Origin of the sequence: Bacillus sp. 5mfcol3.1 (genome assembly GCF_900114335.1) — a bacterium.
Lineage (GTDB): Bacteria > Bacillota > Bacilli > Bacillales > Bacillaceae_G > Bacillus_A > Bacillus_A thuringiensis_S.
Window position 1 is genome coordinate 1396979 of the sequence record NZ_FOST01000001.1, and the last position, 13173, is coordinate 1410151.

Consider the following 13173-nt stretch of genomic DNA (forward strand, 5'->3'; position numbering starts at 1 on the left):
AGATGTAATATATGGAGCAATTAAAAAAGCAAGTTTGTGATTATATTGAGAGCCATGAAGAGGAAAGTGTGAAATTTTTAAAACGATTAATTCAAGAAAAGAGCGTATCTGGTGATGAAAGCGGTGCGCAGGCGATTGTGATTGAAAAATTACGTGAATTAGGTTTAGACCTCGATATATGGGAGCCTTCTTTTTCTAAAATGAAAGATCATCCTTATTTTGTATCACCCCGTACAAGTTTTTCAGATAGCCCAAATATTGTAGCAACTTTAAAAGGAAGTGGCGACGGGAAATCTATGATATTAAATGGGCATATTGATGTAGTTCCAGAAGGGGATGTGAATCAGTGGGAACATCATCCTTATAGCGGTGAGAAGATAGGAAATCGTATATATGGCCGTGGAACGACGGATATGAAAGGTGGAAATGTCGCACTCATGCTTGCGATGGAAGCGATTATTGAATCTAGCATTGAATTAAAAGGAGACATCTATTTTCAAAGTGTAATAGAAGAGGAAAGTGGCGGAGCAGGGACATTAGCAACTATATTACGAGGATATAAGGCAGATGGTGTCATTATTCCAGAGCCTACTAATATGAAGTTTTTCCCGAAACAACAAGGTTCCATGTGGTTTCGTTTACGTGTAAAAGGGAAAGCTGCACACGGTGGAACGCGTTATGAAGGGGTTAGTGCAATTGAAAAAAGTATGTTTGTTATAGAACATGTAAGAAAGCTAGAGGAGAAAAGAAATAGTCGAATTACAGATCCGTTATTTAAAGGGATTCCGATTCCAATTCCAATTAACATTGGGAAAATTGAAGGAGGGAGTTGGCCAAGTTCTGTTCCAGATGAATTAATTTTAGAAGGAAGATGCGGTGTTGCGCCGAATGAGACTATAGAGGCGGCAAAAGAAGAGTTTGAGAATTGGATTGTTGAATTAAATGATGTGGACAATTGGTTTGTTGAAAATCCAGTAGAAGTAGAGTGGTTTGGAGCGAGATGGGTTCCTGGTGAATTAGAAGAGAATCATGAACTCATTACAACACTTCATCACAACTTTGTTGAAATCGAAGGGAACGAACCAATTATTGAAGCATCTCCGTGGGGGACTGATGGAGGTTTATTTACACAAATTGCAAACGTACCAACAATAGTATTTGGTCCAGGAGAGACGAAAGTAGCACACTATCCAAACGAATATATAGAAGTTGATAAAATGATAGCTGCCGCAAAAATTATTGCATGTACATTACTAGATTGGTGTGAGGTGAAAAAATGAAATACTATGAATCTTTTAGAGAACAGACGAATTGTTATACAGTAGAAGGCGTTTTAGATTATTTTAATAAGCGTATTCGGGTAGATCACTATACAGGAAATGTTGAAAGTATTATACAGACAATTGACGAACTAGCAGAGGAACATTCTTTCACTAAATGTATTATTAAAGGAAAGGGAGAGCATGTTTCAACATGGCTCTCTTTCGGTTTTTTGTTGGAAGCAACGATACCTCATTATTTTCAAGGACACGATGCATACTTTTTTGTGAAATATAATAATGATGAAAGACGAAATAGTATGCATTGGACTGAGGAAGATACTATATTAAGCGGTGTAAAAGGAAAAGAAATAAAAGAAAAAGTAGTTCCAGAGAAATTTTTGCTGAGAAAAGCGACTGAAGAAGATGCAGAAGAATTAGCAACTGTATTCGGAAAAGTATTTGAAGTGTATCCGACACCTTTAAATGAAGCGAGTTATGTATTACAGACGATGAAAGAAGACGATACAATTTACTACGTATATGAATATGAGGGGAAAATTATTAGTACAGCATCTGCAGAAATGAATATAAAAGAAGGGAATGCAGAATTAACGAATTGTGCTACTTTACCTGAATATCGTAAACATGGATTTATGAAAAGTTTACTAATTAAATTAGAGGAAGAGCTTCGAGAAAGATCTATTTTCTGCTCCTATACAATTGCTCGATCGCTTTCTTTCGGAATGAATGCTGCCTTTCATCAATTAGGTTATACGTATACAGGAAGACTGGCGAATAATTGCTACATTTTCGATAAGTTGGAAGATATGAATATATGGGTGAAAGATCTTTCTAGCTATTCGAAAGCAGTAAAACTTCCGCCTCAAAATTCGGCTGTAAAGCAAAACAGTTAGGTGGAGCTGGGTGTTCGAAAAGCTGTACTAATTAGAGTTTCGAGTTATCTAATGAAAATATAAAATTGGTCAAAATTATAGAACGGAATCGTCATGCTTACAATCGCACATAGGTGTGCCGAAAATTCGGCATGTAATTGCTGGATTTTCGGCAAGAGGGGGGATGACATTGCTAGCAGTTTCGACACAAGAAGTCATTGAAGCGATTTTGGGCAGTATTGATGAGGCTATACACGCTGTAGATGAGAATGGAATTACAATATTTTATAATTCTGTAGCTGCAAAACACGATGGATCGAAGATTGAAAAAGTGTTAGGGAAACATCTGTTAGAAGCGTTCCCGTCTTTATCAAGGGAAACGAGTACATTGATGAAAGTACTAGATACAAAAAAACCTATCGTACATCAAGCACAGCATTATCAAAATTTAAATGGTGAAGATGTTTGTACAGTAAATACGACGTTACCTATTTTTATAGATGGGAATATTGCTGGGGCTGTTGAAATTGCAAAGGATTACTCTACAATTCAAAAACTTACTGACACAATTGTTGACTTACAGTCGAAAATAAAGCGATCATCTAGAAAAAAAGTGATTAAAAAGCATGCTGCATTTGAGACGATAGTGACAAATGATACGCGGTTTAAACAGACGAAAGAGTTAGCACAAAAAGTAGCACCAACAGACGCAAATGTTTTAATATATGGTGAAACAGGAACAGGAAAAGAACTGTTCGTGCAAGCAATTCATGAAGCTTCTAAAAGAAAAAACAAGCCATTTATTGCACAAAACTGTGCAGCTTTACCAGAGTCGCTATTAGAAAGTTTATTGTTTGGAACGACAAAAGGAAGCTATACAGGAGCGATTGAAAGAGCTGGGCTATTTGAACTTGTTGATGGTGGTACATTATTTTTAGATGAACTGAATTCAATGCCTCTTGATTTGCAGGCAAAAATGTTACGAGTGTTAGAAGATGGAGTCATTAGAAGAATTGGTGATAATAAGACGAGAAAAGTAGATGTTCGTGTTATTACCGCAATGAACCAGCCTCCAGAAATATGTTTACGAGAGAATAAAATTCGCACTGATTTATATTATCGCTTAAACGTATTTTCATTATATATCCCACCGCTTCGTGAAAGAACTGAGGATGTACTATTATTAGCATCTTATTTTTTGAAAGAATATAATAAAAGTTATAAAAAAGGTGTACTTCAAATTGATGAGGAAGCGAAAGATAGACTGCAAGCTTATCAGTGGCCTGGAAATGTCCGAGAGTTAAAACATACGATTGAACATGCTGTTATTATTGCAGAAGGGAATACATTAACAGCCAATTGTTTACCACGTACATTTCGGAAAGAGAATTTTTCGAAGAAGAAGGGTATAATGCCACTTAGAGAAGCACTTCATCAAACAGAAAAAGAATTAATAGATCAAGCGTTGATTGAAACGGAAGGGAATATATTACAAGCCGCAAAAATGTTAGGTATCCCTCGTCAAACGCTTCAATATAAACTGAGCAAGTACGACAAAACCGCCGAATAATCGGCGGTTTTTGTGTGTTTGCACGAATAAAAGAGCGTTTACATATATAAAAAGTAATGAATATGATGTTAAGTATTGATTTCATACAACGCTTAAAAATATTTTTTCGCTTATGTAATAGGGTTCTCCGCACATTTACTTATCAACAATGTAAAGTTGGCATAACTATTGCTTATATAAAGGATGAGCGTATAAAAAGGGGGAATAGCAATGTTACATGATGTATACAAACCAAATCGTCACTGGAAGGATATCGAATTATGGAAAGATGTTACTGAAGAGCAATGGAATGATTGGGTTTGGCAATTAACGAATACGATCAAAACGTTAGATGACTTAAGAAAAGTAATTAACTTAACACCTGAAGAAGAAGAGGGCGTTAAAATTTCAACGAAAACGATCCCGTTAAACATTACACCGTACTATGCTTGGCTAATGAATCCTGATGATCCACGCTGTCCGATTCGGATGCAATCAGTACCGATTTCGGAAGAGTTATATAAAACAAAATATGATTTAGAAGATCCGCTTCACGAAGATGAAGATTCACCAGTTCCAGGGCTAACACATCGTTATCCGGACCGTGTACTATTCTTAGTAACAAATCAATGTTCTATGTATTGTCGTTACTGTACACGCCGTCGTTTTAGTGGACAAATTGGAATGGGTGTACCGAAGAAACAATTAGATGATGCGATTGCTTATATTAGTGAAACACCACAAGTACGAGATGTATTAATCTCCGGTGGTGATGGACTTCTAATTAACGATAAAATTTTAGAATATGTATTAAAAAATTTACGTGAGATTCCGCATGTTGAGATTATTCGTATCGGAACGAGAGCACCAGTAGTATTCCCACAACGTATTACAGAAAATTTATGTAACATTATTAAAAAATACCATCCAGTATGGTTAAATACACATTTCAATACATCTATTGAAATTACTGAAGAATCGAAAAAGGCATGTGAAATGTTAGCGAATGCTGGTGTTCCAGTCGGAAACCAAGCAGTAATTTTAGCTGGTATTAACGACAGCGTTCCAATTATGAAAAAACTTATGCATGACTTAGTAAAAATCCGTGTACGTCCATATTACATTTATCAATGTGATTTATCTGAAGGTATCGGTCACTTCCGTGCACCAGTATCTAAAGGTCTTGAAATTATTGAAGGTTTACGTGGACACACATCTGGTTATGCTGTTCCGACATTCGTTGTTGATGCGCCAGGTGGAGGCGGTAAAATTGCACTTCAACCAAACTATTTAATCTCACAAAGTGCAGATAAAGTTGTACTTCGTAACTTTGAAGGTGTTATTACGACGTATCCAGAGCCAGAGAGCTATATTCCAGGAAGAGCGGAAGGATACTTTAAAGAGATTTATCCGAACTACGAAGAAAAACGTTCAGATGTTGGTATCGCAGGTCTTATGAGCGATAAGAAATTTAACCTCGTTCCAGACGACTTACAGCGTATGAACCGTCGTAAAGACTATGAAGATAATGATACGCATGCATCTTTAAAAGATAAACGTGATAAGCGTGATCAATTAAAAGATAAAAAATATCAAGCACAAATGGCTAAATTAGAAGAAAACGACAAAAAAACTGAGGGTGATGCAGTATGAATTGTATGTGGTGTGACAGTACAGAAGCGAAAGAAAGCTTGAATACTGTATATTGGGAATTACCAGATGGTACGAAAGCCATTGAAATCCAAAAGACACCATGTATTTCTTGTTCCTCGTGCGGGATGGACTATCAATCAGACCATACAGTAAAAGAAATTGAAGATCAATTATTTTTAATTTACACGAAAGATTTACCAAAACAACTAACGTATGAAGAATTAATGGGAAGACCGCGTCTATTAAAAAGAAATTATTTCGACTTTTAACCAGCTTTTATGCTGGTTTTTTTCTTTTTCGCCTTGTATAATGTACCCAAGTTAGAAAGGTAGGGAATATTTTTGAAAAAAACATTTTACCATTATATGATGAAGCATCGTGCAGCTTTATTTAGAAATGAAATTTCAGATTTAGCAGAGGCGATGTATGATGATTTAAGTTTTCCGAAGCAATCTGAAGACTATGATGAAATTAGTTCATACTTAGAGTTGAGCGGAATGCTAGAAAGTATGTCTATATTTGATGAAGCCTGGGATTTATACATACAAGATAGATAAAAACTATTTGAAAACATACAGAATACATTACTTTGTTTAAAGTGAAGTATTCTGTATGTTTTTTTATACGAAATTTGTTGATTTGAAGCTAGTCTAGTTACTAGCTTTTTTTTGAGTGTAACGTAAATTTTATAAGATTATAATTTTTATTGAAAAAATTTATGAATATAAGCTTCTGTGATAAGCGTTTTTATGTAGGTTGCATATACTGATATCAAAATCACGACGTCAAAAAAAGGAGAGATAGAGATGGCAAGAAAAAAACAACCTAAATACAACGTAGGGGACATAGTCGTGATTACGCTATATGGAACCGTTGGGAAAATTACAAATATGAAGGTTTTAGATGGAGTTTATGTATACGAAGTCAATAATCACGATGGATTTTACGTAGAGCAAACATTGCAGCACGTTACAGAGCAAGATATGAAAAAGGGCGATACGGAGTGGATTGAATTAAATTATAATTTCACGTTTGGTGATCTTGTGCAAGTAACTGGATATGATAAAGATGTTTTCCGTATTGTTGGTTTTCGTACAGAAGTATGGAGATATAAGAATGACGCATGGGAAGATACAATTTATGAATTGTCACGGATTACGGATGGTGAATGGTTAGAAGCGGATGAGTCAGATTTAACGTTACTTGCGAATGCTCAAACGGCAAATGCAATTTTGAAGAAACTGAAACAAGATAAAGCAGGTATGAATAAATTAGATTTAGGTAAGTTAAAGTCAATTAACAACTCGAAAAAAGTGAGTGTTAAGACGAATCGTCAAGAAATCATTGATGGGTTACTTGATATTTATAACGATTATCAATTATTGTTCGATACATTTAAAGATGAAGAATATAAAATTGTAATGGATGTTGTTCATAATTATTTAGTTAAATTGACAGAGAAAAAATAGTTAACTAGAAAGAGAGAATAAATTGAACAACAACATATGCAGTATAAGGTATGCCTACAACTATTAAAAAAATAAAAAGCCACTTTATAAGAGAGTCTGCCCATTGATCTTCATGCATGAACTCTTCTTTTGTTTGTCCTACTTCATATTGATTTTCCATTATTATTTCCCCCTTTGAATAGCTTGTACTACAATCGTATGCATCTCGTCCAAAGCTTATGACCTATAAAAAAATAAAATCTATTTTTCTAATCTCATATACATAATTTTGAGATTTTTTCATAAAACAGAAATAAAGGAGTGATGCTCATGAAGGAAATTGAAGTCGTGATTGATACGGAAGAGATTGCGGAGTTTTTTTATGAGCAACTAATTGAAAGAGGGTACGTCCCAAAACGAGAAGAAATTGAAGATCTCGCAGATATTACATTTGAGTATTTATTAGAGAAATGTATGATTGATGAAGTTTTTGATGAAGAGGATGAATGAAAGTAACGACGGGCATAACTCGTCGTTTTTTACTCTTTACAAACCTGTCACAAATATAGTCAATAATTATTGGTATAATGAAAAGGAAATTTTACTCAAGAGGTGAAGGAATGTTCAAAAAAATTATTGATTCTTTATTAGGAAAGAAAAAATATCGTTCGTATTCAAGTAGTGATTATCGTCGTAGAGGGCGCTCTTATTCAAGTAGCGATTATAAACGACGTTCATCTGGTTATGGACATCAACATTATAAAAGAAAACGTAAAAGCCGTAGCTTCTTTTCAAGTAGCTGATGAAATGGCGTCGTGTACTAGCTTTATTTGATAGAACAATACGAAAAAATACAATTGTTGCAGAACGTTATAAAATTGAATCAGTAATTGGAATGGGCAGTTATGGGGTTACATATGTCGTTAATGATTTACAAATAAATAGATATAAAGTCTTAAAACAATTAAGACAAAGTAAACAAAGATATGAGTCTGGTAGAAAATCATTTGAACAAGAGAAAATGATTTTACAAACATTAAATCATCATGCAATTCCTAGTCTATATGATCATTTCATATGGGAGAAAAAGAGCTTCTTTGTAATGGAGTACATGCCTGGTAAAAATTTTGAAGATTATATTTTCATAGATGGGTATGTATATACAGAACGTGAAGTTTTTGAGATTTTATATGAAATATTAGAAATTGTATCGGTGTTTCATAGTGAAGGCATTATTCATCGAGATTTACGCATTCCAAACATACTAATGAAAGAAAATCAAATTAGTATTATTGATTTTGGATTGGCTAAATGGAAAGGTGAGGATGATGAGCGAGCTACAACTTACGAAGGTGAACAAGCTTTGATGCGAGAAGTTCACTTTCGTAGTGACTTTTATGCGCTCGGTCATTTCTCATTATTTTTATTATATGCAGGATATGAATCTAATGAAAAAAAGGAAAAACCATGGTACGAAGAATTAACTTTGGAAAATTATAATCGCGAAATGCTTATGCGAATGTTACAAATAAAAACGCCGTACTATGAGAATGTACAAGATTTAAAAAAAGATGTAGCTTCTGCTTTAGAGAGGATGGAGACTCCATGTTTCAAAAGTTTTTAGCAAGCGTTGGTATTGGAAGTGCAAAGGTAGATACTGTTCTTGAAAAAGATGAGTATATTGTTGGGGAAGAAATAGTTGGAAAGGTTCATATAACTGGAGGTTCAGTTAGCCAACAAATTGAAAGCATTTACTTAACATTATCGACGTCGTATGTACGAGAAGTGGATGATAAAAAAGTAACAGCAACATATGATTTAGAGCGAGTACGCTTAACAGAACCTTTTTCTGTAGAACCGAATGAAAAAGTTGAAATTCCATTTTCTTTTCCAATGCCAATTGAAGCACCACTTACACTTGGTATGAAAACGGTTTGGATTCATACAGGTCTTGATATTAAACGTAGTATAGACCCAAGTGACCGCGACTACGTTCAAGTGTTACCCAATGCATTATTAAGTAGTGTTTTAGATAGTGTAAATGAATTAGGGTTTAAAGCACGTCATATAGAATGTGAAGAATTACCGCATCGATTACGTAAGCAAGTTCCATTCGCACAAGAATTTGAGTTTATTCCGGTTTCTGGAGAGCATTATGGGAAATTAGATGAATTAGAATTATTAATCTTGCCACGTGCATACGACCGACTAGAAATTATTATGGAAGTAGATAGAAAATCCCGTGGTTTAGCTGGATTATTCGCTGAGGCGCTTGATCTTGATGAGAAGGTGATTCGTTTTACCGTAACAAGAGAAGATATCCCTGAGATGAAGCAAAAAATTAATAATTATATTTTTTAATAAACTATGCATAAAAAAGAAATGGAGAGGAAAACTAAAACAACCGCTCCATTTTTTTGCATAGTGAGGTTATGTATGTGAAACGATATCGACATTTATACTTGCTAAGTTTTACGTTACTCATTTGTTTTGTCGTATTATCACTTTCGTATCATACCGCTTGTATTGAGAATTTCGACAATATAGTCGCACATTTTATTCAAAGCTTTCGAAACGATTATTTGACGACCTATTTTACTTGGGTGTCTTTTATCGGTTCCAAAAGAATATATTTTCCATTACTCATTATTCTTGTAATGTATTTTCTCGTTAGAAAAAAGTTGCTTAGTGCGTTACTTCTAACAATTAATTACTACGGATCTCGTTATTTAAACAGTATGCTTAAACTATGGTACGAACGAGCAAGACCTGATGTCACGCAGCTTGTTACTGCAACTGGATATAGTTTTCCGAGCGGTCATACGATGAATGCTACTGCTTTTTTAGGATTTATTGCATACGTCACAATTACTGAAGATCGTATTTCATTGCATAAAAAATTATTAATTATTCTTATAGCAAGCTTTGTTGTATTATCTATTTCAGTTAGCCGAATATATCTTGGCGTGCACTTTCCATCTGACGTATTAGCAGGATGGGCAGCTGGCGGTAGCTGGCTCGTTTTATGTGTTATATTTCATAAAACGTTCATAAAAAAAGAACCTATGTCATAATAGGTTCTTTTTTCATTGGCTCAACATGAATGTGTGCATGGTAAATTCCAAACTTTTTGCGAAGCATAGCCTCGATATTGTCAGTAATACAGTGACTTTCTCCAACATCCATACGAGCATCTACTTCAATTGTAATATCAACGTACGTTTGATTCCCGTACATACGAGCTCGAATATCTACAATGTTTTCCACACCGCCAATATGCTCAATAGCATCAGCGTATTCCTCCATTTTATCAGGATCAATTCCATCTGTTAGCATATGAGAAGATTCTACGAAAATCTCCCATGCAGTTTTACAAATAATAAGACCTACAATTAAAGCGGCAATAGGGTCTAAAATAGGCATTTGGAACTGAGAACCGACAATACCTACTACAGTACCAATACTTACGAGTGCATCTGATAAATTATCCTTTGCAGCGGCTTCTAATGATTTACTTTTTGTTCGTGCTGCAATTTTTTTCGTATACAAATACACGCAGTACATAACGACAGCAGAAAATAAAGCAACCCATGCAGCGAGTACATTAGGTGCTGCTTGTTTCGGATTTAAGAAAGATTGAATGGCACTAATAACAACTTCTAATCCGACTGTTGCCATAATGAAGGACGCAACAAGTGATGCGATTTGTTCGGCCCGCGAATGCCCATACGGATGATCTGGGTCACGAGGTTTACGAGATATTTTTAGACCAATTAATATCGCTAAAGAAGCACCGATATCCGTTAAGTTATTTAAACCGTCAGCACGTAATGCACTAGAGAGGGTAATATAACTGATGATGATTTTCATAGAGGATAAAAATATGTAGGCCATAATGCTGACAATAGCACCTTTATCAGCTTCTTTATGAGAAAGAGTATCCATTTTAATCACTCACCTTTCTTTAAAGGAATTCTTTCTATAAATAGAGTATCAAACGAAAGTCGTGTGGGTCTATACAAACATTGTTGACGTTTTATAGCTTTTTAAGAAGGGGATAACAAAGTTTCGTGAAGGAAAAATATGTTGAAAAGTACAAAGTCAGGGTGTAAACCGAATTGGAGTTTATTTACTAAAGAGATAGGAGGGGAGATGGATGAAGAAACGAATACTTTTCTTACTATGTATTATTCTTATAATGACAAGGTGTAATTCATTAAACGATGAAAAACGTCAAAAGATAAGTGTGAAAATAGATGAAAGCCCTCTGAAAAATATTTTCCAGAGGGCTTTTATTTTAGTATGCTTCTAAAAACTCAGTAACTTGCTCTTCAGTTTTTGCGTTAGCACTATGTAAGTGGCCTAACTTCTCACCATTTTGGTATACAAGTAAACTTGGAATACCCATTACTTGATACTCTTCAGCGATACTTGGAAACTCATCTTTATTAATAGAATACCATTCAAATTTATTGAACTCTTCCATTACATCTCCGATAAAGTTGTCCATACGTACGCAATCTGGGCACCATGTAGTAAAGAACTTAACAACTACAGGCTCCTCGCTTGCGATGATGTCTTTGAATTCTTGTTCTGTTTTAATTTCTTTCATAAGTAAAACTCCTTTCAATATCACACGAATTTATATGCAAAATTCGTATTTGCAAACATGTTGCAAACTTATTATTTGTTTTTTAGTTTTGTAGTTCGTTCACACTTATAAAATTGTATGTAACATGACTGCGCTACTAAGTGTGAAAATAACGAAACCTCACTTTTCTTTATAAGCTTTTTCCAGGATTGTGTCAAACTTTTGAATTTTATACAAAAATTAAAGAAGCCCACACTTTGATTGAGTATGGGCAGAGGGACTAAAATTAATCGCTTATTAATTTCGAATAGATATTTAAATCGATAAGCTTTCCAGCTGATTTTTCGCTCTTTCTCAGAGTACCTTCAAAAGTAAAGTTTAATTTTTCTAATACTTTTATGGAATTTACATTTGCAGGTTCAACTTTTGCTTCAACACGATTTAGTTTTAGATGTGTAAAAGCATAATCTAATAAAGAGGATATTGCTTCAGGTGCATATCCTTTACCCCAAAATGTTTTTGAAATATCATAGCCAATCTCAGTCTTTGAGTTTTCAAAATCTAAGGAATTATAGCCACATGAACCGATAATGTGATTAGATTCTTTTTCAATAATAGTAAAACGTATAGCTTTATTATTTTTAGCGAGTTCGTTAAGGAATTGAATCATATCTTTTGCCTGGTTCTCATCAGTGAAATTACTTATATTCATGAATTTAGTAACATCAGGATCAGACCATATTTTAAACATACTTAGTGAATCAGATGCTTTCATTTTCCTTAAATATAATCTCTGTGAGTGTAGTTCTGTAATCAATACTTTTACCTCCGTTATGTTGTAATGATAGGTAGATTAAAAATATTGATATCTGCGCATAATTCAGTCCCTTCTAGATTAATTAACTTTTATTATACAAGAAAATTACTACATTGAACAAAGGCGTTAATTGGAGGTAACGAAATGACAAACTCATCAATTGAATATTGCGTTCAGTGTGATTAAGAAAGTGGTGTATAAAGATGGGACGAGATGAGAGTTACTTCCAAACTAAAAAAAGAGTAGATAATTTAAAAACATTTTACATTCATTTAACCATCTACATACTAGTCAATCTGATGCTTTTTTTACTTTTTAAGTAGTGAATTAGCTATTTTTTATTTTAATTACAAAAATTGAATAAGGTTAGAAATTATATGGTTGTAACGGGAATTAAGGGATATGAATAAAAAAATTTATCTCGCATTAACGGGCAGTAAGATCCTCCCCTCAAAATTCAGCGGAAGCAAAGAAGTTAGGTGGAGTCGGGATGCCCGTAAAAGCCCGATTGGTGAGGGCTGATTAAAGTTTCACTTTATTAGGGATTTGCCTTAAACATTTATTGCAGTTAAGAATATTTATAATAATATGAACTAAAAAAGGTCCGATTTTTGTAATGTTGGAGGGGATTATTGTGGACATAACTCAAAGCGTATCAAGAATAGTGGTTAATGGAAAAGACCTTTCTTTCACTTCAGTTCAAACCTCTGCATGGAATCATGGACCTGTAAATGATTTAATCATTACGACGAATCAGAGGGTGAATGAGCTTTTTCAATTCATGTGGTCACAAGTACCGGTTACGATGTCGATATATTTTCTGCAAGGGGCGGATTTACTTAGGTTCGTCAGGGTTGCGGGAATTAATGAGCGTGTAACAGGAGAATATGTATATCATTTCATTTGGTAATAAGAAGGAGTCAAAGTAGTCTAGCAGCTACTTTTTTATTTTGTTATTTG

General features: G+C 34.3%; 17 protein-coding genes and 1 pseudogene. 14 read left to right on the forward strand and 4 right to left on the reverse strand.

Annotated elements, in window-relative coordinates; all coding sequences use genetic code 11:
- The first annotated feature begins 11 nt into the window (after window positions 1-11).
- From BM089_RS07280 to BM089_RS07310, 7 genes are all read left to right on the forward strand, one after another.
- Window positions 12-1280 carry a peptidase gene (locus BM089_RS07280; protein WP_000436691.1) on the forward strand — a complete coding sequence of 423 codons (1269 nt, stop codon included), beginning with the start codon at window positions 12-14 and terminating at the stop codon, window positions 1278-1280.
- A complete protein-coding gene (gene ablB / locus BM089_RS07285) occupies window positions 1277-2176 on the forward strand; it encodes a putative beta-lysine N-acetyltransferase (protein WP_000878589.1) in 900 nt (299 codons plus the stop codon). The genes BM089_RS07280 and ablB overlap by 4 nt, the downstream gene beginning before the upstream one ends.
- A 163-nt stretch (window positions 2177-2339) precedes the next feature.
- On the forward strand, window positions 2340-3725 hold the full coding sequence (gene rocR / locus BM089_RS07290) for an arginine utilization transcriptional regulator RocR (protein ID WP_023521852.1): 1386 nt from the start codon (window positions 2340-2342) through the stop codon (window positions 3723-3725).
- A 210-nt stretch (window positions 3726-3935) separates the two neighbouring features.
- Entirely contained in the window at window positions 3936-5357 is a 1422-nt protein-coding gene (gene ablA, locus BM089_RS07295; RefSeq protein WP_000902145.1) for a lysine 2,3-aminomutase, read from the forward strand.
- Window positions 5354-5626: a YokU family protein gene (locus BM089_RS07300; RefSeq protein ID WP_000995766.1), complete on the forward strand. Its 273-nt coding sequence runs from the start codon at window positions 5354-5356 to the stop codon at window positions 5624-5626. Before ablA ends, BM089_RS07300 begins: the two co-directional genes overlap by 4 nt.
- Before the next feature lie 72 nt (window positions 5627-5698).
- Complete coding sequence (locus tag BM089_RS07305) at window positions 5699-5914, forward strand: YozE family protein (RefSeq protein WP_000750717.1); 216 nt, start codon at window positions 5699-5701, stop codon at window positions 5912-5914.
- A 249-nt stretch (window positions 5915-6163) separates the two neighbouring features.
- A complete protein-coding gene (locus BM089_RS07310; protein ID WP_000101498.1) occupies window positions 6164-6826 on the forward strand; it encodes a hypothetical protein in 663 nt (220 codons plus the stop codon).
- Between the two features lie 4 nt (window positions 6827-6830).
- Here the strand turns inward: BM089_RS07310 and BM089_RS07315 are convergent, their stop codons facing one another.
- Window positions 6831-6986, reverse strand: coding sequence for a DUF3930 family protein (locus BM089_RS07315; protein ID WP_000431486.1), 156 nt, complete (start codon window positions 6984-6986; stop codon window positions 6831-6833).
- Window positions 6987-7135: 149 nt separating this feature from the next.
- Between BM089_RS07315 and BM089_RS07320 the strand changes: the two genes are divergently transcribed.
- The 5 genes from BM089_RS07320 to BM089_RS07340 all read left to right on the forward strand — a co-directional run bounded on the left by BM089_RS07320 (window position 7136) and on the right by BM089_RS07340 (window position 9879).
- Window positions 7136-7315, forward strand: coding sequence for a YozD family protein (locus tag BM089_RS07320; protein WP_000658451.1), 180 nt, complete (start codon window positions 7136-7138; stop codon window positions 7313-7315).
- 110 nt (window positions 7316-7425) lie between these two features.
- Window positions 7426-7608, forward strand: a complete 183-nt coding sequence (locus BM089_RS07325) for a hypothetical protein (RefSeq protein ID WP_000473371.1) — start codon at window positions 7426-7428, stop codon at window positions 7606-7608.
- Window positions 7608-8429 carry a serine/threonine protein kinase gene (locus BM089_RS07330; RefSeq protein ID WP_090976479.1) on the forward strand — a complete coding sequence of 274 codons (822 nt, stop codon included), beginning with the start codon at window positions 7608-7610 and terminating at the stop codon, window positions 8427-8429. Before BM089_RS07325 ends, BM089_RS07330 begins: the two co-directional genes overlap by 1 nt.
- Window positions 8411-9166, forward strand: coding sequence for a sporulation protein (locus BM089_RS07335; RefSeq protein WP_000486625.1), 756 nt, complete (start codon window positions 8411-8413; stop codon window positions 9164-9166). The genes BM089_RS07330 and BM089_RS07335 overlap by 19 nt, the downstream gene beginning before the upstream one ends.
- 77 nt (window positions 9167-9243) lie before the next feature.
- Complete coding sequence (locus BM089_RS07340; protein WP_139213226.1) at window positions 9244-9879, forward strand: phosphatase PAP2 family protein; 636 nt, start codon at window positions 9244-9246, stop codon at window positions 9877-9879.
- On the opposite strand, the gene BM089_RS07345 is transcribed toward BM089_RS07340, so the two are convergent.
- From BM089_RS07345 to BM089_RS07355, 3 genes are all read right to left on the reverse strand, one after another.
- Window positions 9869-10750: a cation diffusion facilitator family transporter gene (locus BM089_RS07345; RefSeq protein ID WP_000380385.1), complete on the reverse strand. Its 882-nt coding sequence runs from the start codon at window positions 10748-10750 to the stop codon at window positions 9869-9871. The two genes, BM089_RS07340 and BM089_RS07345, sit on opposite strands and share 11 nt — an antisense overlap.
- A 352-nt stretch (window positions 10751-11102) precedes the next feature.
- On the reverse strand, window positions 11103-11417 hold the full coding sequence (locus tag BM089_RS07350) for a thioredoxin family protein (RefSeq protein WP_000658787.1): 315 nt from the start codon (window positions 11415-11417) through the stop codon (window positions 11103-11105).
- A 265-nt stretch (window positions 11418-11682) separates the two neighbouring features.
- Complete coding sequence (locus BM089_RS07355) at window positions 11683-12213, reverse strand: GNAT family N-acetyltransferase (protein ID WP_046392668.1); 531 nt, start codon at window positions 12211-12213, stop codon at window positions 11683-11685.
- 203 nt (window positions 12214-12416) lie between these two features.
- Between BM089_RS07355 and BM089_RS07360 the strand changes: the two are divergent.
- Together BM089_RS07360 and BM089_RS07365 are read left to right on the forward strand one after the other, a co-directional pair.
- Window positions 12417-12527 (forward strand): annotated as a pseudogene (locus BM089_RS07360) (2TM domain-containing protein); the annotation flags it as partial.
- Window positions 12528-12847: 320 nt separating this feature from the next.
- Window positions 12848-13123, forward strand: coding sequence for a hypothetical protein (locus BM089_RS07365; protein ID WP_130813707.1), 276 nt, complete (start codon window positions 12848-12850; stop codon window positions 13121-13123).
- The last annotated feature ends 50 nt before the right edge of the window (window positions 13124-13173 follow it).

What these genes read in the sequence shown, in the direction of transcription:
- BM089_RS07300 (WP_000995766.1), top strand. Translation starts at nt 5,354, where the DNA reads ATGAATTGTATGTGGTGTGACAGTACAGAAGCGAAAGAAAGCTTGAAT.
- BM089_RS07325 (WP_000473371.1), top strand. Translation starts at nt 7,426, where the DNA reads ATGTTCAAAAAAATTATTGATTCTTTATTAGGAAAGAAAAAATATCGT.
- BM089_RS07345 (WP_000380385.1), bottom strand. Translation starts at nt 10,750, where the DNA reads ATGGATACTCTTTCTCATAAAGAAGCTGATAAAGGTGCTATTGTCAGC.
- BM089_RS07350 (WP_000658787.1), bottom strand. Translation starts at nt 11,417, where the DNA reads ATGAAAGAAATTAAAACAGAACAAGAATTCAAAGACATCATCGCAAGC.
- BM089_RS07280 (WP_000436691.1), top strand. Translation starts at nt 12, where the DNA reads ATGGAGCAATTAAAAAAGCAAGTTTGTGATTATATTGAGAGCCATGAA.
- BM089_RS07315 (WP_000431486.1), bottom strand. Translation starts at nt 6,986, where the DNA reads ATGGAAAATCAATATGAAGTAGGACAAACAAAAGAAGAGTTCATGCAT.
- BM089_RS07335 (WP_000486625.1), top strand. Translation starts at nt 8,411, where the DNA reads ATGTTTCAAAAGTTTTTAGCAAGCGTTGGTATTGGAAGTGCAAAGGTA.
- BM089_RS07310 (WP_000101498.1), top strand. Translation starts at nt 6,164, where the DNA reads ATGGCAAGAAAAAAACAACCTAAATACAACGTAGGGGACATAGTCGTG.
- BM089_RS07320 (WP_000658451.1), top strand. Translation starts at nt 7,136, where the DNA reads ATGAAGGAAATTGAAGTCGTGATTGATACGGAAGAGATTGCGGAGTTT.
- rocR (WP_023521852.1), top strand. Translation starts at nt 2,340, where the DNA reads ATGACATTGCTAGCAGTTTCGACACAAGAAGTCATTGAAGCGATTTTG.
- BM089_RS07330 (WP_090976479.1), top strand. Translation starts at nt 7,608, where the DNA reads ATGAAATGGCGTCGTGTACTAGCTTTATTTGATAGAACAATACGAAAA.
- ablA (WP_000902145.1), top strand. Translation starts at nt 3,936, where the DNA reads ATGTTACATGATGTATACAAACCAAATCGTCACTGGAAGGATATCGAA.
- ablB (WP_000878589.1), top strand. Translation starts at nt 1,277, where the DNA reads ATGAAATACTATGAATCTTTTAGAGAACAGACGAATTGTTATACAGTA.